We start from the raw sequence: 20,521 nt of genomic DNA on the forward strand, positions 1-20,521 counted from the left end.
CGGTGGTTCGATCAGCCAGAGCAACTTCCTGGGTACCGGTAACAAGGTGTCCATCGGCCTGACCCGTTCGGAATACCAGACCCGCTACAACTTCGGCTTCGTGGACCCCTACTTCACTGCCGATGGCGTCAGCCTGGGTTACAACGCCTTCTACCGCAGCACCGACTACGACGACCTCGACGTCGATGTGGCCAGCTATGCGGTGGACAGCCTGGGTGCCGGCGTCAGCCTTGGCTACCCGATCAGCGAAACCTCGCGCCTGACCTACGGCCTGAGCGTGCAGCAGGACAAGATCAAGACCGGTAAGTACACCGTTGACGAGATCTTCGATTTCCTTGACCAGGAAGGCGAGAACTTCCTGAACTTCAAGGCCTCGATCGGCTGGTCCGAGTCCACCCTCAACAAAGGCGTGCTGGCCACCCGTGGTCACTCGCAAAGCCTGACCCTGGAATCCACCATTCCGGGCAGCGACCTGTCGTTCTTCAAGCTCGACTACCGTGGTCAGCTGTTCCAGCCGATCAACAACGACTACACCCTGCGCCTGCACACCGAGCTGGGCTATGGTGATGGTTATGGCAGCACCTCGGGCCTGCCGTTCTACGAGAACTACTTCGCCGGTGGCTTCAACTCTGTCCGTGGCTTCAAGGACAGCAGCCTTGGCCCGCGCAGCACCCCGAGCCGTGGGGCAGACGATCCCAACGGTAAGCCGGGTACTATCCGTGACCCGGATCAGGATCCGTTGCCGTTCGGTGGCAACGTGCTGGTGCAGGGCGGTGTCGAGTTGCTGTTCCCGCTGCCGTTCGTCAAGGACCAGCGTTCGCTGCGCACCTCCGTGTTCTGGGACGTGGGTAACGTGTTCGACACCAATTGCGGCAACAAGCCTGATTGCGAGAAAGTCGGCTTCTCGGGCATGGCCAGTTCGGTCGGCTTGGGTGTGACCTGGATTACCGCACTGGGCCCGTTGAGCTTCAGCCTGGCAATGCCGGTCAAGAAGCCGGACGATGCCGATACCCAGGTGTTCCAATTCTCTCTGGGCCAGACCTTCTAAGGTCGGCCCTTGCTTAATGACAACGGTTTATCCAGGAGTGCATCGTGCGTAAATTGGCTCAACTGGCCGTAGTGGCCGCGGCGCTGGTCGCCACCCCGGCATTCGCCGAAATGAAGGTTGCCGTGCTGAACTATCAGATGGCCCTGCTCGAATCGGATGCCGCCAAGAAATACGCGGTCGATGCCGAGAAGAAGTTCGGTCCGCAACTGACCAAGCTGAAAAGCCTCGAAAGCAGCGCCAAGGGCATCCAGGACCGTCTGATCAAGGGCGGCGACAAGATGCAGCAGCAGGAGCGTGAGCGCCTGGAGCTCGAGTTCAAGCAAAAGGCCCGTGACTTCCAGTTCCAGTCCAAGGAACTGAACGAAGCCAAAGCCGTTGCTGACCGCGACATGCTCAAGCAACTGAAGCCGAAGCTGGATGGTGCTGTCGAGGAAGTGATCAAGAAGGGCGGTTTCGACCTGGTCCTCGAGCGTGGTGCGGTCATCGATGTCAAACCTCAGTACGACATCACCCGCCAGGTCATCGAGCGCATGAACCAAGCCCGTTGATATGAGTGTGACCATGACGCTAGGCCAGCTGGCCGAGGCCCTCGGTGCCACCCTCAAGGGGCCCGAGGCGTTGCAGATTACCGGGCTGGCCACCTTGCAGGAGGCAGGCCCCGGTCAATTGAGCTTCCTCGCCAACCCGCAGTACCGCAAGTACCTGGATAACTGCCAGGCGGGTGCGGTATTGCTCAAGGCTGCGGATGCCGAAAGTTTCGCTGGCAATGCCCTGATCGTGGCCGACCCGTACCAGGCGTATGCGCGTATTTCCCACTTGTTCGACCCCAAACCCAAGGCTGTGGCGGGAATCCATCCCAGCGCCGTGGTGGCTGAGGACGCGCAGGTGGACGCCAGCGCCAGCATCGGGCCGTTCGCGGTGATCGAAAGCGGTGCGCGCATCGAGGCTGATGTCTGCATCGGCGCGCATTGCTTCATCGGTGCCCGTTGCGTTGTAGGTGAAGGCGGCTGGCTGGCGCCGCGGGTGACGTTGTATCACGACGTCGTGATCGGCAAGCGCGTGGTCATCCAGTCGGGTGCTGTGATCGGCGGCGAAGGCTTCGGCTTTGCCAATGAGAAGGGTATCTGGCGCAAGATCGCCCAGATCGGCGGCGTCACCATTGGTGATGACGTGGAAATCGGCGTCAATACTGCCGTCGACCGTGGTGCGCTGTCCGACACGCGGATCGGCGACGGGGTCAAGCTCGACAACCAGATCCAGATCGCCCACAACGTGCAGATCGGTGACCACACGGCCATGGCCGCTTGTGTGGGCATTTCCGGCAGTACGCGCATCGGCAAACATTGCATGCTGGCCGGGGGCGTGGGCCTGGTGGGGCACATTGATATTTGCGATAACGTATTTGTTTCAGGGATGACAATGGTAACCCGTTCGATCACTGAACCCGGTTCCTATTCATCCGGCACAGCCATGCAGCCTTTGGCTGACTGGCGCAAGAGCGCTGCGCGGATCCGCCAGCTGGATGACATGGCCAAGCGTCTTCAGCAGCTGGAAAAACGCGTCGATACCGTGACCTCAGGTGGCCTGCCGACATCAGAAGGCTGATACCATTCCCTGAGCAAGAGTGAACAGTCGCTAGCTGGCTCCTCTTTGGATTGCTAAAGGAGCGTGTGGTCAGCACCTGCGCTCCCTATTCTTATTACAGGCTTCCCCCCCGAAATGATGGACATCAACGAGATTCGCGAATACCTGCCTCACCGTTACCCGTTCCTGCTGGTGGACCGGGTGACGGATCTGGACTTCGAGGCCCAGAGCATTCGTGCCTACAAGAATGTCAGCATCAACGAGCCGTTCTTCAACGGCCATTTCCCGGCGCACCCGATCATGCCGGGCGTTTTGATCATTGAAGCCATGGCCCAGGCGGCCGGCATCCTCGGTTTCAAGATGCTCGATGCCAAACCCGCTGATGGCACCCTGTACTACTTCGTCGGTTCCGACAAGCTGCGCTTCCGTCAGCCGGTACTGCCGGGTGACCAGTTGGTGCTGGAAGCCAAGTTCCTCAGCCGCAAGAGCATGATCTGGAAGTTTGAATGCCGCGCCCTGGTCGACGGCAAACCGGTTTGCTCGGCACAGATCACATGCGCGGAACGCTCCCTATGAATTCGATTGATCCTCGGGCCATTATCGACCCGTCGGCCAAGCTGGCCGATGGTGTCGAGGTCGGCCCTTGGTCGATCGTTGGCCCCGATGTGGAAATCGGGGAGGGTACCGTTATCGGCCCGCACGTTGTGCTCAAAGGGCCGACCCGCATCGGCAAGCACAACCGTATCTTTCAGTTTTCCTCGATTGGCGAAGATACCCCGGACCTCAAGTACAAGGGTGAACCGACGCGCCTGGTGATCGGCGATCACAATGTGTTCCGCGAAGGGGTGACCATCCACCGCGGCACCGTTCAGGACCGTGCGGAAACCACCGTGGGCGACCACAACCTGATCATGGCCTATGCCCACATCGGCCACGACAGCGTCATTGGCAACCACTGCATCCTGGTCAACAACACGGCCCTGGCCGGCCATGTGCACGTAGGCGACTGGGCGATCCTGTCCGGCTATACCCTGGTGCATCAGTACTGCCATATCGGTGCCCACGCGTTTTCCGGCATGGGCACGGCTATCGGCAAGGACGTCCCGGCCTTCGTCACCGTGTTCGGCAGCCCGGCCGAAGCCCGCAGCATGAACTTCGAGGGCATGCGCCGCCGCGGTTTCAGCGACGAGGTGATCCACGTGCTGCGCCGTTGCTACAAGATTGTCTATCGTCAGGGCCTGACCGTCGAAGACGCGCTCAAGGAGCTGGCCGAAATGGCCGCGAAACACCCTGAGGTCGAACTGTTCCGTCAGTCGATCGTGAATTCCGCCCGCGGCATCACCCGCTGACATGGCCCCGCTTTGCGTAGCCTTGGTCGCAGGTGAGGCCAGCGGCGATATTCTTGGTTCAGGCTTGATGCGTGCCCTCAAGGCACGCCACCCCGACGTACGTTTCATTGGCGTTGGCGGCCCGTTGATGGAAGCCGAAGGCCTGCAATCATATTTCCCCATGGAGCGCCTGGCGGTCATGGGGCTGGTCGAAGTGCTGGGGCGCCTTCGCGAGCTGCTCAAACGCCGCAAGCTGCTGATCCAGACACTGATCGACGAAAAGCCGGATGTCTTCATCGGCATCGACGCCCCCGACTTCACCCTCAACATTGAACTCAAGCTGCGCCAGGTCGGAATCAAGACCGTGCACTACGTCAGCCCGTCGGTCTGGGCCTGGCGGCAGAAGCGCGTACTGAAGATTCGCGAAGGCTGCGACCTGATGCTGACGCTGCTGCCGTTCGAGGCGCGGTTCTATGAAGAGCAGGGGGTGCCGGTGCGCTTTGTCGGTCACCCGCTGGCCGACACCATTCCGCTTGAAACCGACCGCCCGGCAGCACGTGCTGCGCTGGGCCTGGGTGAGGGGCCGGTGGTTGCACTGATGCCTGGCAGCCGTGGTGGCGAGGTAGGGCGCCTGGGGGCGTTGTTCCTCGACGCCGCCGAGCGCCTGCAGCAGCAAGTGCCAGGCGTGCACTTCGTGCTGCCCTGCGCCAACGCCGCGCGGCGTGCCCAGGTCGAACAGATGCTTGAAGGGCGCCAACTGCCACTGACCCTGCTCGATGGCCAGTCGCACCAGGCCCTGGCGGCCTGTGATGCAGTACTGATCGCCTCGGGCACAGCCACCCTCGAAGCGCTGCTGTACAAGCGGCCAATGGTGGTGGCCTACCGCCTTGCGCCCTTGACCTACTGGATCCTCAAGCGCCTGGTGAAGAGCCCTTACGTGTCCCTGCCAAACCTGCTCGCGCAGCGTGAGCTGGTGCCCGAATTGTTGCAGGACGCCGCCACCAGCGAAGCCTTGGCCAACACCCTTGCGCCGCTGGTGCGCGATGGCAGCCAGCAGACCGAACGTTTCGACGAAATTCACCGCACCCTGCGCCGTGACGCCTCCAACCAGGCGGCCGAGGCGGTACTGGCCTTGCTCAAGGACCGCTGACATGCAAATTGGACTGGACTTCAACCTGGTCGAAGACCTGGTCGCCGGCGTCGACGAAGTGGGCCGCGGGCCACTGTGCGGTGCGGTGGTGACGGCGGCGGTGATCCTTGATCCAGCGCGCCCGATCCTCGGCCTGAACGATTCGAAGAAACTCACCGAAGCCAAGCGCGAGGCGTTGTTCGACGAGATCTGTGAAAAGGCCTTGAGCTTCTGCATCGCCCGCGCCGAGGTCGACGAAATCGACCGCCTGAACATCCTGCAGGCCACGATGCTGGCCATGCAGCGTGCGGTGGAGGGCCTGCACATTACGCCGAAGCTGGCCCTGATAGATGGCAACCGCTGCCCGAAGCTGGCCGTGCCGGCGTCGCCGGTGATCAAAGGCGATAGCCAGGTGCCGGCTATTGCAGCTGCCTCGATCCTGGCCAAGGTAACCCGTGACCGTGAGATGAGCGCGTTCGAGCTGATCTACCCAGGGTATGGCATGGGTGGGCACAAAGGTTACCCGACCCCGGTGCACCTTGAAGCGCTCGCGCGCCTGGGGCCTACGCCCATCCATCGGCGTTCCTTTGCCCCGGTGCGTGCGGCCTGGGAAGCACGCGAAGGCGTTACCGATTCCCTTATCTGACCTGCCAGGGCCCTTCGCGGCCCTTTCGCTCTTGTAGGAGCAGCCTTGTGCTGCGAAAGCGCCAGTCAGGTAAATGAAGTTGCTGTGCCTGTACTGGCCCTTTCGCAGCACCAGGCTGCTCCTACAGGGAGGGTGCAAGCAGCCCCAAATCTCTTCCCCATTTAAGCTACAATCCCGCCCTTGTCGTTAAGCACTGCTACAGGATCTTCCATGTCGGTTCCCTTCGTTCACCTGCGCGTCCACTCCGAATTCTCGCTGGTAGACGGCCTGGTGCGGATCAAGCCGCTGGCCAAGGCGCTGGCCGGGATGAACATGCCGGCGGTGGCGATCACCGACCAGAGCAACATGTGCTCGCTGGTGAAGTTCTACAAGACTGCCATGGGTGCGGGCATCAAGCCGATCTGTGGTGCCGACCTGTGGCTGGCCGGTGCCGATCCGGAGGCGCCGCTGTCGCGCATCTGCTTCCTGGCCATGGACGCCAAGGGCTATCGCAACCTCACCGAGCTGATCTCGCGCGGCTGGACCGATGGCCAGCGTAACGGGTTGGTCATCCTCCAGCGTGAATGGATCGCCCCCGCCAGCGAGGGCCTGATTGCCCTGTCAGCGGGCAAGGAGGGCGATATCGGCATGGCCTTGTTGTCCGGCCGGGATGAAGAAGCCCAGGCCCTGCTGCAAGACTGGATGGGCATGTTCCCCGAGCGCTTCTACGTTGAAGTGCAGCGCACCAACCGCGCCCGCGATGAAGAATACGTGCACGCGGCGGTGGCCTTGGCCGACAAGCTTGGCGCCCCGCTGGTGGCCACCAACGACGTGCGTTTCATCAAGCAGGCGGACTTCGACGCCCACGAAACCCGCGTTTGCATTGGCGAGGGCTGGACCCTTGACGACCCGCGCCGCCCGCGTGGCTACAGTGACCAGCAGTACCTGAAATCGTCCGAGGAAATGGCCGAGCTGTTCAGCGACCTGCCCGACGCCATCGCCAACACCGTCGAGATTGCCAAGCGCTGCAACATCCAGGTGCAGCTGGGCAAGCACTTCCTGCCCGACTTCCCCACGCCGAACGGCATGGGCATCGACGACTACCTGCGGCTTGTGTCCCACGAAGGCCTGGAAGAGCGCCTGGCGGTGTTGTGGCCGAAAGACACCACACCCAATTACGAAGAGAAGCGCCAGGTCTACCTGGACCGCCTGAAGTTCGAGCTGGATATCATCATCCAGATGGGCTTCCCCGGTTACTTCCTGATCGTGATGGACTTCATCAAGTGGGCCAAGAACAACGGCGTGCCGGTCGGACCTGGCCGTGGTTCGGGTGCGGGCTCGCTGGTGGCCTACGTGCTGAAGATTACCGACCTCGACCCGCTGGCCTACGACTTGCTGTTCGAGCGCTTCCTCAACCCTGAACGGGTTTCCATGCCCGACTTCGACGTCGACTTCTGCATGGATGGCCGGGATCGGGTGATCGAATACGTGGCCGATGCCTACGGGCGCAATGCGGTCAGCCAGATCATCACCTTTGGTACCATGGCCGCCAAGGCGGTAGTGCGAGACGTGGCGCGGGTGCAGGGCAAGTCCTACGGGCTGGCCGATCGCCTGTCGAAGATGATCCCGTTCGAAGTGGGCATGACCCTGGAGAAGGCCTACGAGCAGGAAGAAATCCTGCGCGACTTCCTCAAGGGCGACGAGGATGCCCGCGAAATCTGGGACATGGCGCTGAAGCTGGAAGGCGTCACCCGGGGTACCGGCAAGCACGCCGGTGGTGTGGTTATCGCGCCGACCAAGCTCACCGATTTTTCGCCGATCGCCTGTGACGAAGAGGGCGGCGGCCTGGTAACTCAGTTCGACAAGGACGACGTCGAGGCCGCCGGCCTGGTCAAGTTCGACTTCCTCGGCCTGCGGACCCTGACCATCATCAAGTGGGCGATGGAGATCATCAACCGCGAGCAGGCCAAGAAAAACCTGCCAGATCTCAACATCGACTTCATCCCGCTGGATGACCGCAAGACTTACGAGCTGCTGCAAAAAGCCGAAACCACTGCGGTGTTCCAGCTTGAATCTCGTGGCATGAAGGAGCTGATCAAGAAGCTCAAGCCCGACTGCCTCGAAGACCTTATCGCACTGGTAGCGCTGTTCCGCCCGGGCCCGCTGCAGTCGGGCATGGTGGACGACTTCATCAACCGCAAGCACGGCCGAGCCGAGCTGGCCTACCCGCACCCCGATTACCAGTATGACGGCCTGCAGCCGGTGCTGGCGCCTACCTATGGCATCATCCTGTACCAGGAACAGGTGATGCAGATCGCCCAGGTGATGGCAGGCTACACCCTCGGTGGTGCAGACATGCTGCGCCGTGCCATGGGTAAGAAAAAACCCGAGGAAATGGCCAAGCAGCGTGGTGGCTTCATCGAAGGTTGCGCCAACAACGGCATCGATGCCGACCTGGCCGGTAACATCTTTGACCTGGTGGAAAAGTTTGCGGGTTATGGCTTCAACAAATCCCACTCCGCCGCCTATGGCCTGGTGTCCTACCAGACCGCCTGGCTGAAAACCCACTTCCCGGCGCCGTTCATGGCTGCCGTGCTGTCGGCGGACATGCACAACACCGACAAGGTGGTGGTGCTGGTCGAGGAGGTGCGCAGCATGAAGCTGCGCCTCGACGCGCCGGATGTGAATTTCTCCGACTTCAAGTTCACCGTCAACAACGATGGCCGTATCGTCTATGGCCTGGGCGCCATCAAGGGTGTCGGCGAAGGCCCGGTGGAAGCGATCGTCGAGGCGCGTGCGCAGGGCGGGCCGTTCAAGGACCTGTTCGACTTCTGTGAGCGCATCGACCTCAAGCGGGTCAACAAGCGCACCCTGGATGCGCTGGTGCGCAGTGGCGCACTGGACCGTCTTGGCCCGCACTTCCATGATGAGATCAAGGCCTACCAGGCCAACATCGACATCAACCGTGCAACCTTGCTCTCGGCACTGGGTGAGGCCATCAAGGCTGCAGAGCAGGCGGCTCACACCGCTGACAGCGGCCATGTCGACCTGTTCGGCAGCATGTTCGACGAGGTGGAAGTCGACGTCTATGCCAACCACCGCAAGGTGCGCGAGCTGACCCTCAAGGAGCGCCTGAAGGGCGAGAAGGACACCCTTGGCCTGTACCTCACCGGTCACCCGATCGATGAGTACGAGGCCGAGATCCGCCGCTTCGCCCGCCAACGCATCATCGACCTCAAGCCGTCGCGCGAAACCCAGACTATCGCCGGCATGATCATTGCCCTGCGGGTAATGAAGAACAAGAAGGGCGACAAGATGGGCTTCGTCACCCTGGATGACCGCTCCGGGCGCATCGAGGCTTCGCTGTTCGCCGATTCTTTCATGGCGGCACAGTCCTTGCTGCAGGCCGATGCGATGGTGGTCGTCGAAGGCGAGGTCAGCAACGACGACTTCTCCGGCGGCCTGCGCCTGCGGGTGAAGCAGGTGATGACCATGGAAGACGCGCGCACCAAGCTGGCCGAGAGCTTGCGCCTGAAGGTGGCACACGAGGCGCTCAAGGGCGACCGGTTGAAGTGGCTGGGCGAACTGATCACCCGCCATCGCGGTGCTTGCCCGATCACCCTGGAGTACACCGGCAGCGACGCCAAGGCCATGCTGCAGTTCGGTGAGCAGTGGTCGATCGACCCGGCCGATGGGCTGATTCAGGCGCTGCGTGACCAGTTCGGGCGTGAGAACGTCTTCCTGCAATATCGTTGAATCGACTAAAAATTTAATCTCGACCTGAATGCGCCTGATCCCTTAAGGTAGGGCGCCAAACGGATCAACCGGCCGGCCGCCTGGCCGTAGACCCAAGACGGATGACTATGAACCCGAATTTTCTCGATTTCGAACAGCCGATTGCCGACCTGCAAGCCAAGATCGAAGGCCTGCGCCTGGTAGGTAACGACAACTCGCTGAACATCAGCGATGAAATTGCCCGTCTGCAAGACAAGAGCAACACACTGACCGAAAGCATCTTCGGCAACCTGACCAGCTGGCAGATCGCCCGCCTGGCACGTCACCCGCGTCGTCCTTACACACTGGACTACCTGGAGCACATCTTCACCGAGTTCGAAGAGCTGCACGGTGACCGCCACTTCTCCGACGACGCCGCCATCGTCGGTGGTACCGCGCGCCTGGATGGCAAGCCGGTCATGGTCATCGGCCACCAGAAGGGCCGTGAAGTGCGCGAGAAGGTACGCCGCAATTTCGGTATGCCGCGCCCTGAAGGCTACCGCAAGGCTTGCCGCCTGATGGAAATGGCCGAGCGCTTCAAGATGCCGATCCTGACCTTCATCGACACCCCGGGTGCCTACCCGGGTATCGATGCCGAAGAGCGCAACCAGAGCGAGGCAATCGCCTGGAACCTGCGCGTGATGGCGCGCCTGAAAACCCCGATCATTGCTACCGTGATCGGTGAGGGTGGTTCTGGCGGTGCACTGGCCATCGGCGTGTGCGACCAGCTGAACATGCTGCAATACTCCACCTACTCGGTGATCTCGCCGGAAGGCTGCGCGTCGATCCTGTGGAAGACTGCCGACAAGGCGGCCGATGCCGCTGAGGCCATGGGCATCACTGCCGAGCGCCTGAAGAGCCTGAACATCGTCGACAAGGTCATCCAGGAGCCGTTGGGCGGCGCCCATCGTGACCCGGTGAAAGTGTCGGAAAGCATCCGTGCTGACCTGATCGAACAGCTGGACATGCTCGGCAAGTTCGATAACGACGCGCTGCTGGCTCGCCGTTACGAGCGCCTGATGAGCTACGGCCTCTGACATACCACCGGGGCCGCTCTGCGGCCCATTCGCCGGCAAGCCAGGCTCCCACCAGGCTCACTGTGGGAGCCTGGCTTGCCGGCGAAAGGGGGGCAAAGCACCCCCGGCAATCTCAAGCCATGTGAGGCCCTCATGATCAACCTCACCCCCTGGCTGCAAGCCCCCACCTGGTGCATAGCCTTCTCCGGTGGCCTCGACTCCACCGTCCTCCTGCACCTGCTGGCCACTCACGCCCGCAACCACGCTTGCCCCCCGCTGCGCGCCATCCATATCCACCACGGCCTGCAAGCCGCGGCCGACGCCTGGCCTGCCCACTGCCAAGCCATCTGCGACAACCTTGGCATCGAACTTCAGGTCATTCACGTCCAGGTCACTCCCGGCGCCAGCCTCGAGCAGGGTGCCCGCGACGCTCGCTATGCCGCTTTCAAACAGTCCCTCGGCCCTGGCGACATTCTGTTCACCGGGCAGCACCGCGATGACCAGGCCGAAACCCTGTTGTTCCGCCTGTTGCGCGGCGCCGGGTTGCGTGGCCTGGCGGCGATGCCCGGGCAGCGGGCGCTAGGGCAGGGCACCCTGGTCAGGCCGTTGCTGGGTTGTTCACGCCAGCAACTGCATGACTATGCCAAGGCGAACGGGCTTGCCTGGATTGAAGACCCGTCGAACGCCGACACACAATTTGCCCGCAACTACCTGCGCGGCGAAGTGTTCCCGCAGTTGCAACAACGTTGGCCACAGGCCAGCCAGAATCTCGCGCGCGCCGCAGAGCACCTGGGTGAAGCCCTGGGCCTGCTGGATGAACTGGCCCAGGGCGACCTGGCGACTGCGCAGGAGGGGTCGTCCGTCGCCTGGTCGGGCCTGGACTCCCTTGACCTGGGCACGCTCATGGCGCTGTCGCCAGCCCGTCAGCGCAATGCCTTGCAATACTGGCTGAGCCGGCGCACCCGTTTGCCCGACACCCGGCATTGGGCCGGCTGGGCAGACCTGCGCGATGCTGCCGCCGATGCCCGGCCGGTCTGGCGGCTTGCCGATGGGCAGCTGCTGCGTAGCGATGGCCGAATCTGGTGGCTGAGCGGCGACTGGCTGCAACAGCCTGTCGGAGAAATGGCCTGGCCGAATTCAACGTTGCCCCTGGTACTGCCAGGTAACGGCAGGGTGCGTCTTGATGTCGCCGTGCCAATGGCTGGTCTGCGCATTGCCTACCGGCAGGGCGGCGAAATGCTGGAGGTTCCCGGCCGCGGCCGGCGCGATCTCAAGCGTCTGCTCAATGAGCAGCGGGTACCGTATTTCCTGCGTCCGCGCCTGCCGTTGCTGTACCAGGGCGAGCGCCTGCTGGCGGTGGCCAGCCTGCCCGGGCTGGTGCAGGCGGATTGCCAGCTGCATTGGCAGTTGCCGACGAGCGCGCAAGGTTTGAGATGAAGGGTACATTCCGGTAGACTACCCTCCCTTCTTGATACAACTTCTGTGGCTTCCGCGAAAACACAGGGGTTGCCGGTTACCAAGCAGTTTTTTGCTGGGCTGATTCTGAAAATGACGAGCGAGCTCCATGCCGGGGATACCCCTGGTCTGTACAGACGCGACAGTTTTTCGAGATGCACTGTGACTGACGCAGGTGATCGGGGGCTTCGGCCTTCCTTCGCTTTCTCCGGCGGCGCTGGCCGCCTTAACGCAGACTTCTAGGGTTTTTCATGACGCGCTACATATTCGTCACGGGCGGTGTTGTTTCTTCATTGGGGAAAGGCATTGCCTCGGCTTCCCTGGCGGCCATCCTGGAAGCGCGGGGCCTGAAGGTCACCATGCTCAAGCTGGATCCGTACATCAACGTCGATCCGGGCACCATGAGCCCGTTCCAGCACGGTGAAGTGTTCGTCACCCACGATGGCGCCGAGACTGACCTCGACCTGGGCCACTACGAGCGGTTCATCCGCACCACCATGACCCAGAACAACAACTTCACCACTGGTCGCATTTACGAGCATGTGCTGCGTAAAGAGCGTCGTGGTGACTACCTGGGCGCGACCATCCAGGTCATCCCGCACATCACCGACGAGATCAAGCGTCGCATCATCAAGGGCGCCGGCGATGCCGACGTGGCCCTGGTGGAAATCGGCGGTACCGTGGGTGACATCGAGTCGCAGCCGTTCCTCGAGGCCATTCGCCAGCTGCGCGTCGAAGTGGGCTCCAAGCGCGCCATGCTGATGCACCTGACCCTGGTCCCTTACATCGCCACCGCTGGCGAAACCAAGACCAAGCCGACCCAGCACTCGGTCAAGGAGCTGCGCTCCATCGGCCTGCAGCCTGACGTGCTGATCTGCCGCTCCGACCACCCGGTCGATGCTTCGTCGCGTCGCAAGATCGCGCTGTTCACCAACGTTGAAGAGCGTGCGGTGATTTCGCTGGAAGACGTCGACACCATCTACAAGATCCCGGGCGTGCTGCACGCACAGGGCCTGGACGACTTCGTCGTCGAGCGTTTCGGCCTGCAGTGCAATGGCGCCGACCTGTCCGAGTGGGACAAGGTGGTCGATGCCAAGCTCAACCCTGAGCACGAAGTGACCATCGCCATGGTCGGCAAGTACATGGAGCTGCTGGATGCGTACAAGTCGCTGATCGAAGCGATGAGCCACGCCGGCATCACCAACCGCACCAAGGTCAACCTGCGCTACATCGACTCGGAAGACATCGAGAACCAGGGCACCAGCCTGCTCGAAGGCGCCGACGCCATTCTGGTGCCGGGCGGTTTCGGCCTGCGCGGCGTGGAAGGCAAGATCACCGCGGTGCAATACGCCCGTGAGAACAAGGTACCGTACCTGGGCATCTGCCTGGGCATGCAGGTGGCCGTGATCGAGTTCGCCCGTAACGTGATGGGCTGGAAAGACGCCAACTCCACCGAGTTCGACCGCAACAGCGGCCACCCGGTCGTCGGCCTGATCACCGAGTGGGCTGATGCCACCGGTGCCGTCGAGACCCGTACCGAGGCTTCCGACCTGGGCGGCACCATGCGCCTGGGCGCACAGGACTGCCAGCTGGCTGCCGGTTCCAAGGTGCACGACTGCTACAACAAGGACGTGATCACCGAGCGTCACCGTCACCGCTACGAAGTGAACAACAACCTGCTGCCGCAACTGGTCGACGCCGGCCTGGTGGTTTCCGGCCGTTCCGAAGACGGCGCGCTGGTGGAAGTGGTCGAGTCCAAGGACCACCCATGGTTCGTCGCCTGCCAGTTCCACCCGGAATTCACCTCCACCCCGCGTGACGGCCACCCGCTGTTCAGTGGTTTCGTCAAGGCAGCCCTGGCTCAGAAGAACAAGGCCTGATCAATGACCCAGAAGATCATTCGCGTCGGTAACATCGAGATCGCCAACGACAAGCCGTTCGTCCTGTTCGGCGGCATGAACGTCCTGGAGTCCCGTGACCTGGCAATGAAGGTCTGCGAAGAGTACGTGCGGGTGACCGAGAAGCTCGGTATCCCGTACGTGTTCAAGGCCAGCTTCGACAAGGCCAACCGTTCGTCGGTGACGTCCTACCGTGGTCCGGGCATGGAAGAAGGGCTGAAGATCTTCGAAGAGATCAAACGCACCTTCAACGTGCCGGTGATCACCGACGTGCACGAGCCTTACCAGGCCGAGCCCGTCGCCAAGGTGTGCGACATCATCCAGCTGCCGGCCTTCCTGTCGCGGCAGACCGACCTGGTGGTGGCCATGGCCAAGACCGGCGCGGTGATCAACATCAAGAAGGCCCAGTTCCTCGCACCCCAGGAAATGAAACACATCCTGGCCAAGTGCGCTGAGGCCGGTAACGACCAGTTGATCCTCTGCGAGCGTGGTTCGAGCTTCGGCTACAACAACCTTGTAGTGGACATGCTCGGCTTCGGCATCATGAAGCAGTTCGAGTACCCGGTGTTCTTCGACGTGACCCACGCCCTGCAGATGCCGGGTGGTCGCAGCGATTCCGCCGGTGGCCGCCGCGCCCAGGTCACCGACCTGGCCAAGGCCGGTATGAGCCAGGGCCTCGCCGGCCTGTTCCTCGAAGCCCACCCCGACCCGGACAACGCCAAATGCGATGGCCCATGCGCCCTGCGCCTGGACAAACTGGAGCCATTCCTGGCCCAGCTCAAGCAACTGGACGACCTGGTGAAAAGTTTTCCGACGGTAGAAACCGCGTAAAGCTCATTTCTCGGGTAAAGTACCGCCCGATCCACCCCTGACCAATCGGTCAGGGGCTCCCTTCACCCGGCCTGCCCACTGCAAAGTCCGCCTGGTGAACGGCAAGAATTTCTTAAGCTAGGTTGTTTTCGTCAATTCTGGAGTGCTTACAACAATGGCAAAAATCGTCGACATCAAAGGTCGTGAAGTTCTCGATTCGCGTGGCAACCCCACCGTGGAAGCCGATGTACTGCTCGACAACGGCATCATCGGCAGCGCTTGCGCGCCGTCCGGTGCTTCCACCGGCTCGCGCGAAGCGCTGGAGCTGCGTGATGGCGACAAGAGCCGTTACCTGGGCAAGGGCGTGCTGAAAGCCGTCGGCAACATCAACGGCCCGATCCGTGAGCTGCTGCTGGGCAAGGACCCTTCCGACCAGAAGGCCCTGGACCGCGCCATGATCGAACTGGACGGTACCGAGAACAAGGCCAAGCTGGGCGCCAACGCCATCCTGGCTGTTTCCCTGGCTGCCGCCAAGGCCGCTGCCCAGGACCAGGACCTGCCGCTGTACGCGCACATCGCCAACCTGAACGGCACCCCGGGCCAGTACTCGATGCCGGTTCCGATGATGAACATCATCAACGGTGGCGAGCACGCCGACAACAACGTCGACATCCAGGAGTTCATGGTTCAGCCGGTTGGCGCCAAGACCTTCTCCGACGGCCTGCGCATGGGTACCGAAATCTTCCACCACCTCAAAGCCGTGCTGAAGGCCCGTGGCCTGAACACCGCCGTGGGTGACGAAGGTGGTTTCGCGCCTAACCTGGCTTCCAACGAAGACGCCCTGGCTGCCATCGCCGAAGCGGTCGAAAAAGCCGGCTACAAGCTGGGCACCGACGTGACCCTGGCACTGGACTGCGCGGCTTCCGAATTCTACGAAGACGGCAAGTACAACCTGTCCGGCGAAGGCAAGTCGTTCGACGCCGAAGGCTTCGCCGAGTACCTGAAAGGCCTGACCGAGCGCTTCCCGATCATCTCGATCGAAGACGGCCTGGACGAGTCCGACTGGGCTGGCTGGAAGATCCTCACCGACAAGATCGGCGAGAAGGTACAGCTGGTTGGCGACGACCTGTTCGTGACCAACACCAAGATCCTCAAGGAAGGCATCGAGAAGGGCATCGGTAACTCGATCCTGATCAAGTTCAACCAGATCGGCTCGCTGACCGAAACCCTGGAAGCCATCCAGATGGCCAAGGCTGCCGGCTACACCGCGGTGATCTCGCACCGCTCCGGTGAAACCGAAGACTCGACCATTGCCGACCTGGCCGTAGGTACTGCTGCCGGCCAGATCAAGACCGGTTCGCTGTGCCGTTCCGACCGCGTTTCCAAGTACAACCAACTGCTGCGCATCGAAGAGCAACTGGGTGCCAAAGCGGTTTACCGTGGTCGTGCCGAGTTTCGCGGCTAAGCAAGAGATGGTAAAAAGACAGCAGCCGGAGCTGTAGGACGTTCGTACTGAACGTTACTACGTTCCAACGGGTTTCTGTCTACGAAGCCTGGCCTCGGCCAGGCTTCGTGCTATTTGAGACCCCGAAATGCATAGTGTGCGGCGGTCTTTTTAACCTGGATACCTAGATGCGCAGTCCTTATTGGTTGTTCCTCGTCCTGCTCCTGCTGCTGGGTGGCCTGCAGTACCGCCTGTGGGTGGGTAATGGCAGCCTGGCGCAAGTGACCGAGCTGAAGCAGCAGATTGCCGAGCAGCATGCCGAAAACGAGCGGCTGCTGGAGCGTAACCGTGTGCTCGATGCCGAAGTGCTGGAGCTGAAAAAAGGCATGGAGACCGTTGAAGAGCGGGCTCGCCACGAATTGGGAATGGTCAAAGAGGGCGAAACCCTCTTCCAGTTGCCACAGAAATGATCGATACCTTGCCGGCCTTCTGGGCCGTGATTCCTGCTGCGGGCGTTGGTGCCCGCATGGCTGCCGACCGCCCCAAGCAATACCTGGAGCTGGCCGGGCAGACCCTTCTCGAGCACAGCCTCGACTGTTTTCTTGGCCATCCGGGGCTTAACGGCGTGGTGGTCAGCATTGCTGAAGATGACCCGTTCTGGCCCACCCTGCGTTGCGCCAGCGACTCGCGCATCCAGCGCGCAGCGGGCGGGCGTGAGCGCGCCGATTCGGTGCTTAATGCGTTACTGTTGCTGCATGCCCAAGGGGCCTCGGACAGCGACTGGGTGCTGGTGCACGATGCCGCGCGGCCGAACCTTGCGCGCAGCGACCTGGACAAGTTGTTGTCGGAACTGGCAAACGACCCGGTGGGTGGCCTGCTGGCCGTGCCGGCCCGCGACACCCTCAAGCGTGCCGACAGTAATGGGCGGGTGAGCGCCACCGTGGACCGCAGCACTATCTGGCAGGCTTACACCCCGCAGATGTTCCGCCTTGGGGCGTTGCACCGGGCGCTGGCCGAGTGCCTGGTGTCGGACGTGGTGGTGACCGATGAGGCCTCTGCCATCGAATGGTCCGGCCATGCGCCGCGGCTGGTGGAAGGGCGCAGTGACAACATCAAGGTCACCCGCCCCGAAGACCTGGAATGGTTGCGCCAGCGCTGGGCGGGCAGGCGCTGAACGTCGCTCTTCTGTACCGGCCTCTTCGCGGGTGAACCCGCTCCCACAGGATCTCCACCGGATCAGCAACCTGTGGACTACCTGTGGGAGCGGGTTCACCCGCGAAGGGGCCGGTACAGCAAATGTATCCCTTCAGCCAAGCTTATATTCCGGCAACCCCGCCAACCCTTCCTTCAGGTAATCCACCAGCCGCCGCACCTTCGGCGACAGGTGCCGCTGCTGCGGATACAGCGCCCACACTGCCGTATTTGGCGGCTGGTGCGCCTCCAGCAAGGACACCAGCGCACCACTGTTCAGGTGCTCCAGCACGTAGTAATCCGGCAACTGGCACAACCCTATCCCTTGCAGCGCCGCGTCCAGCACTGCCTGGCCACTGTTGCAGCGCCAGTTGCCCTGTATCCGCTGGCTGATCTCGCGGCCGTCCTGTTGCAGTGCCCACAAGTCCGAACTGCCCACCAGGCAGTTGTGCCGCGCAAGTTCCGACAGGCTGTGCGGCCGGCCATAACGTTCCAGGTAGGCCGGCGAGGCGCACAGGTACATGCGCCGCGGCGCCAGGCGCGTGGCCACCAGCCGGGAATCGGCCAGGCGGCCCAGGCGGATGGCCAGGTCCATGCCCTCATGCAGCAAGTCGAGGGTGTGGTTGCTCAGTTCCACATCCACCCGCAACTGCGGGTATAGCGCCATGAACCGTGTTACCAGCGGCACGATGAAGCGCTCGCCGTAGGCGACCGCGCAGGTCATGCGCAGCAACCCTTTGGGTTCGCTGGCCAGGTCACCCATGGCGCGCAGGGCTTCCTCGCGGCCATCCTGCAGGCGCTGGCAATGCTGCAGAAAAGTCTGCCCGGCCTCGCTCAGGGTGACCCGGCGGGTGCTGCGGTACAGCAGGCGCGTCTGCAGGCGCTCCTCCAGCCGCGCGATCTGGCGGCTGATGTGAGACGACGAAACCCCCAGGCGTTCGGCTGCTGCCGTGAACTGGCCCGATTCCGCCACGGCGACGAATTCGTCGATGCCTTCCCAGCGGCTGCTCATGGATTGTCCCTGTGTGGCAATAATGTTTTGTCTTTGGCCGGATTATTCATCAAAAGGCGGTGAATTACACTGTTAGTCTGAATCGACCCTCTGTCTGGAGACCTTTGATGATCAAGTCCCGTGCTGCCGTAGCCTTCGAAGCCAAGAAACCCCTGGAAATCGTCGAAGTCGACGTGGCCATGCCCAAGGCCGGTGAAGTGCTGCTGCGTGTGGTCGCCAGTGGTGTCTGCCACACCGATGCCTACACCCTGTCCGGTGCCGACCCGGAAGGCATCTTCCCGTCGATCCTCGGCCATGAAGGCGGCGCGATCGTCGAAGCGGTAGGCGAGGGCGTGACCTCGGTGGCCGTGGGCGACCATGTGATCCCGCTGTACACCCCGGAATGCGGCAAGTGCAAGTTCTGCCTCTCGGGCAAGACCAACCTGTGCCAGGCCATCCGCGCTACCCAGGGCAAGGGCCTGATGCCGGACGGCACCACGCGCTTCTCGTACAAGGGCCAGCAGCTGTTCCACTATATGGGCACCTCGACCTTCTCCGAGTACACCGTGCTGCCGGAAATCTCCGTGGCCAAGATCCAGAAAGAAGCGCCCCTGGAAAAGGTCTGCCTGCTGGGCTGTGGCGTCACCACCGGTATCGGCGCGGTGCTCAACACCGCCAAGGTCAAACCCGGTGACACCGTGGCCATCTTCGGCCTGGGCGGCATCGGCCTGTCGGCAGTGATCGGTGCGGTCAAGGCCAAGGCCTCGCGCATCATTGCCGTCGACATCAACCCGGCCAAGTTCGAGATCGCCCGCCAACTGGGTGCCACCGACTGCATCAACCCGAAAGAATACGACCGCCCGATCCAGGAAGTGATCGTCGACCTCACCGACGGCGGCGTGGACTTCTCCTTCGAGTGCATTGGTAACGTGCAACTGATGCGCGCTGCCCTGGAATGCTGCCACAAGGGCTGGGGCGAGTCGGTCATCATCGGCGTGGCCGGTGCCGGGCAGGAAATCGCCACCCGTCCGTTCCAGCTGGTCACCGGCCGCGTCTGGCGTGGTTCGGCGTTTGGCGGCGTGCGTGGCCGCAGCGAGCTGCCAAGCTACGTGGAAATGTCTGAAAAAGGCGAGATTCCGCTGGATACCTTCATCACCCATACCATGGGCCTGGAGGACATCAACAAAGCCTTTGACCTGATGCATGAAGGCAAGAGCATCCGCAGCGTGATCCACTTCTGAGAGGCGTGCCATGAGCCTGGATAACATCTCCTGCCAGAAGAGCTTCGGCGGCTGGCACAAGCGTTACCGGCATCACTCCAAGGTGCTGGGCTGCGACATGGTGTTTGCCGTGTACCTGCCACCGCAGGCCGAGCAGGGCGAGAAGCTGCCGGTGCTGTACTGGCTTAGCGGCCTCACCTGCACCGACGAGAACTTCATGCAGAAGGCCGGCGCCCAGCGCATGGCTGCGGAGCTTGGGCTGATCATCGTGGCCCCCGACACCAGCCCGCGTGGCGAGCAGGTGCCGGGTGACCCGGACGGCGCCTGGGACTTCGGCCTGGGGGCCGGCTTCTACCTCAACGCCACCCAGCAACCCTGGGCCCAGCACTACCGCATGCACGATTATGTGGTGGAGGAGTTGCCGGCGCTGATCGAGGCGCACTTCCCGGCGTCGGGCGAGCGCAGCATCAGCGGCCACTCCATGGGTGGGCACGGCGCGCTGGTGTGCGCCTTGCGCAACCCGGGGCGCTACCGCTCGGTGTCGGCGTTCTCGCCGATCAGCAACCCGATGGACTGCCCGTGGGGCGAGAAGGCCTTCAGCCGCTACCTGGGTGAAGACCGGGCGCGCTGGCGCGAGTGGGATGCCAGCGTACTGCTGGCCGAAACCCCTGCTGGCCAATGCCCGCCGTTGCTGGTCGATCAGGGCGACCGTGACGACTTCCTTGAAAAGCAGCTCAAGCCCGAAGCGCTGGAGCAGGCTGCACGTAAAGGGGGGCATGAAATGACCCTGCGGTTGCAGCCGGGCTACGACCATAGCTACTACTTCATTGCCAGCTTCATCGAGGATCACCTGCGCCATCATGCGGTGGCACTGGGGCGGGTTTAACGCTTCGAAGGCTGAGTTGTTTTCTTCGCGGGCACGCCCGCTCCCACAGGCTTGCGGCTCCTGTGGGAGATTCTATGGTTTTCAGCAAGGCGCTTTCCCACCCTTGGTGACATATTCGTCCT

At 62.4% G+C, this 20,521-nt stretch carries 18 protein-coding genes; 17 read left to right on the plus strand and 1 reads right to left on the minus strand.

Annotated elements, in window-relative coordinates; all coding sequences use genetic code 11:
* The 15 genes from bamA to ispD form a co-directional block, all read left to right on the plus strand.
* Nucleotides 1-1,048 (plus strand): outer membrane protein assembly factor BamA (bamA, locus tag WF331_RS27895; RefSeq protein ID WP_340623517.1); only part of this gene is annotated, 1,048 nt, incomplete at its 5' end.
* A 44-nt stretch (nt 1,049-1,092) separates the two neighbouring features.
* On the plus strand, nt 1,093-1,596 hold the full coding sequence (locus WF331_RS27900; protein WP_012270843.1) for an OmpH family outer membrane protein: 504 nt from the start codon (nt 1,093-1,095) through the stop codon (nt 1,594-1,596).
* Between the two features lies 1 nt (nt 1,597).
* The gene (gene lpxD, locus WF331_RS27905; protein ID WP_041167851.1) at nt 1,598-2,653 is read left to right on the plus strand and encodes a UDP-3-O-(3-hydroxymyristoyl)glucosamine N-acyltransferase; all 1,056 of its coding nucleotides are present in this window, start codon (nt 1,598-1,600) and stop codon (nt 2,651-2,653) included.
* 114 nt (nt 2,654-2,767) lie between these two features.
* Nucleotides 2,768-3,208 (plus strand): 3-hydroxyacyl-ACP dehydratase FabZ, encoded by a 441-nt coding sequence (gene fabZ / locus WF331_RS27910; RefSeq protein WP_008094893.1) that lies wholly within the window; start codon nt 2,768-2,770, stop codon nt 3,206-3,208.
* A complete protein-coding gene (gene lpxA, locus WF331_RS27915; protein ID WP_016501159.1) occupies nt 3,205-3,981 on the plus strand; it encodes an acyl-ACP--UDP-N-acetylglucosamine O-acyltransferase in 777 nt (258 codons plus the stop codon). The genes fabZ and lpxA overlap by 4 nt, the downstream gene beginning before the upstream one ends.
* Before the next feature lies 1 nt (nt 3,982).
* On the plus strand, nt 3,983-5,110 hold the full coding sequence (lpxB, locus tag WF331_RS27920) for a lipid-A-disaccharide synthase (protein WP_041167850.1): 1,128 nt from the start codon (nt 3,983-3,985) through the stop codon (nt 5,108-5,110).
* Nucleotide 5,111: 1 nt separating this feature from the next.
* Nucleotides 5,112-5,735, plus strand: a complete 624-nt coding sequence (rnhB, locus tag WF331_RS27925; RefSeq protein WP_063424680.1) for a ribonuclease HII — start codon at nt 5,112-5,114, stop codon at nt 5,733-5,735.
* Nucleotides 5,736-5,945: 210 nt separating this feature from the next.
* Nucleotides 5,946-9,470, plus strand: a complete 3,525-nt coding sequence (gene dnaE, locus WF331_RS27930; protein WP_016501156.1) for a DNA polymerase III subunit alpha — start codon at nt 5,946-5,948, stop codon at nt 9,468-9,470.
* Nucleotides 9,471-9,577: 107 nt separating this feature from the next.
* Nucleotides 9,578-10,525: an acetyl-CoA carboxylase carboxyl transferase subunit alpha gene (accA, locus tag WF331_RS27935; protein ID WP_016501155.1), complete on the plus strand. Its 948-nt coding sequence runs from the start codon at nt 9,578-9,580 to the stop codon at nt 10,523-10,525.
* 132 nt (nt 10,526-10,657) lie between these two features.
* The gene (tilS, locus tag WF331_RS27940) at nt 10,658-11,941 is read left to right on the plus strand and encodes a tRNA lysidine(34) synthetase TilS (protein ID WP_340623518.1); all 1,284 of its coding nucleotides are present in this window, start codon (nt 10,658-10,660) and stop codon (nt 11,939-11,941) included.
* Between the two features lie 269 nt (nt 11,942-12,210).
* Entirely contained in the window at nt 12,211-13,839 is a 1,629-nt protein-coding gene (locus WF331_RS27945; RefSeq protein WP_016501153.1) for a CTP synthase, read from the plus strand.
* A 3-nt stretch (nt 13,840-13,842) separates the two neighbouring features.
* On the plus strand, nt 13,843-14,688 hold the full coding sequence (kdsA, locus tag WF331_RS27950; RefSeq protein ID WP_016501152.1) for a 3-deoxy-8-phosphooctulonate synthase: 846 nt from the start codon (nt 13,843-13,845) through the stop codon (nt 14,686-14,688).
* A gap of 154 nt (nt 14,689-14,842) precedes the next feature.
* Complete coding sequence (gene eno, locus WF331_RS27955) at nt 14,843-16,132, plus strand: phosphopyruvate hydratase (RefSeq protein WP_016501151.1); 1,290 nt, start codon at nt 14,843-14,845, stop codon at nt 16,130-16,132.
* A gap of 167 nt (nt 16,133-16,299) precedes the next feature.
* Nucleotides 16,300-16,581 (plus strand): cell division protein FtsB, encoded by a 282-nt coding sequence (gene ftsB / locus WF331_RS27960; RefSeq protein ID WP_004375443.1) that lies wholly within the window; start codon nt 16,300-16,302, stop codon nt 16,579-16,581.
* The gene (gene ispD / locus WF331_RS27965) at nt 16,578-17,285 is read left to right on the plus strand and encodes a 2-C-methyl-D-erythritol 4-phosphate cytidylyltransferase (RefSeq protein WP_061203850.1); all 708 of its coding nucleotides are present in this window, start codon (nt 16,578-16,580) and stop codon (nt 17,283-17,285) included. The genes ftsB and ispD overlap by 4 nt, the downstream gene beginning before the upstream one ends.
* 132 nt (nt 17,286-17,417) lie before the next feature.
* Here the strand turns inward: ispD and WF331_RS27970 are convergent, their stop codons facing one another.
* Nucleotides 17,418-18,314 (minus strand): LysR substrate-binding domain-containing protein, encoded by an 897-nt coding sequence (locus WF331_RS27970; protein ID WP_016501149.1) that lies wholly within the window; start codon nt 18,312-18,314, stop codon nt 17,418-17,420.
* Nucleotides 18,315-18,421: 107 nt separating this feature from the next.
* Between WF331_RS27970 and WF331_RS27975 the strand changes: the two genes are divergently transcribed.
* Both WF331_RS27975 and fghA read left to right on the plus strand, forming a co-directional pair.
* On the plus strand, nt 18,422-19,534 hold the full coding sequence (locus WF331_RS27975) for an S-(hydroxymethyl)glutathione dehydrogenase/class III alcohol dehydrogenase (RefSeq protein WP_016501148.1): 1,113 nt from the start codon (nt 18,422-18,424) through the stop codon (nt 19,532-19,534).
* Between the two features lie 10 nt (nt 19,535-19,544).
* Nucleotides 19,545-20,399: an S-formylglutathione hydrolase gene (gene fghA / locus WF331_RS27980; protein ID WP_016501147.1), complete on the plus strand. Its 855-nt coding sequence runs from the start codon at nt 19,545-19,547 to the stop codon at nt 20,397-20,399.
* The last annotated feature ends 122 nt before the right edge of the window (nt 20,400-20,521 follow it).

Origin of the sequence: Pseudomonas sp. YNh (assembly GCF_037993085.1) — a bacterium.
In the GTDB taxonomy this organism is placed as follows: Bacteria; Pseudomonadota; Gammaproteobacteria; order Pseudomonadales; family Pseudomonadaceae; genus Aquipseudomonas; species Aquipseudomonas putida.

Bases quoted from the DNA above. Each gene is read 5' to 3' on its own strand.
- fghA (WP_016501147.1), top strand. From the start codon at position 19,545: ATGAGCCTGGATAACATCTCCTGCCAGAAGAGCTTCGGCGGCTGGCAC.
- kdsA (WP_016501152.1), top strand. From the start codon at position 13,843: ATGACCCAGAAGATCATTCGCGTCGGTAACATCGAGATCGCCAACGAC.
- lpxD (WP_041167851.1), top strand. From the start codon at position 1,598: ATGAGTGTGACCATGACGCTAGGCCAGCTGGCCGAGGCCCTCGGTGCC.
- eno (WP_016501151.1), top strand. From the start codon at position 14,843: ATGGCAAAAATCGTCGACATCAAAGGTCGTGAAGTTCTCGATTCGCGT.
- dnaE (WP_016501156.1), top strand. From the start codon at position 5,946: ATGTCGGTTCCCTTCGTTCACCTGCGCGTCCACTCCGAATTCTCGCTG.
- ispD (WP_061203850.1), top strand. From the start codon at position 16,578: ATGATCGATACCTTGCCGGCCTTCTGGGCCGTGATTCCTGCTGCGGGC.
- WF331_RS27945 (WP_016501153.1), top strand. From the start codon at position 12,211: ATGACGCGCTACATATTCGTCACGGGCGGTGTTGTTTCTTCATTGGGG.
- lpxA (WP_016501159.1), top strand. From the start codon at position 3,205: ATGAATTCGATTGATCCTCGGGCCATTATCGACCCGTCGGCCAAGCTG.
- lpxB (WP_041167850.1), top strand. From the start codon at position 3,983: ATGGCCCCGCTTTGCGTAGCCTTGGTCGCAGGTGAGGCCAGCGGCGAT.
- fabZ (WP_008094893.1), top strand. From the start codon at position 2,768: ATGATGGACATCAACGAGATTCGCGAATACCTGCCTCACCGTTACCCG.
- rnhB (WP_063424680.1), top strand. From the start codon at position 5,112: ATGCAAATTGGACTGGACTTCAACCTGGTCGAAGACCTGGTCGCCGGC.
- accA (WP_016501155.1), top strand. From the start codon at position 9,578: ATGAACCCGAATTTTCTCGATTTCGAACAGCCGATTGCCGACCTGCAA.
- tilS (WP_340623518.1), top strand. From the start codon at position 10,658: ATGATCAACCTCACCCCCTGGCTGCAAGCCCCCACCTGGTGCATAGCC.
- ftsB (WP_004375443.1), top strand. From the start codon at position 16,300: ATGCGCAGTCCTTATTGGTTGTTCCTCGTCCTGCTCCTGCTGCTGGGT.
- WF331_RS27975 (WP_016501148.1), top strand. From the start codon at position 18,422: ATGATCAAGTCCCGTGCTGCCGTAGCCTTCGAAGCCAAGAAACCCCTG.
- WF331_RS27970 (WP_016501149.1), bottom strand. From the start codon at position 18,314: ATGAGCAGCCGCTGGGAAGGCATCGACGAATTCGTCGCCGTGGCGGAA.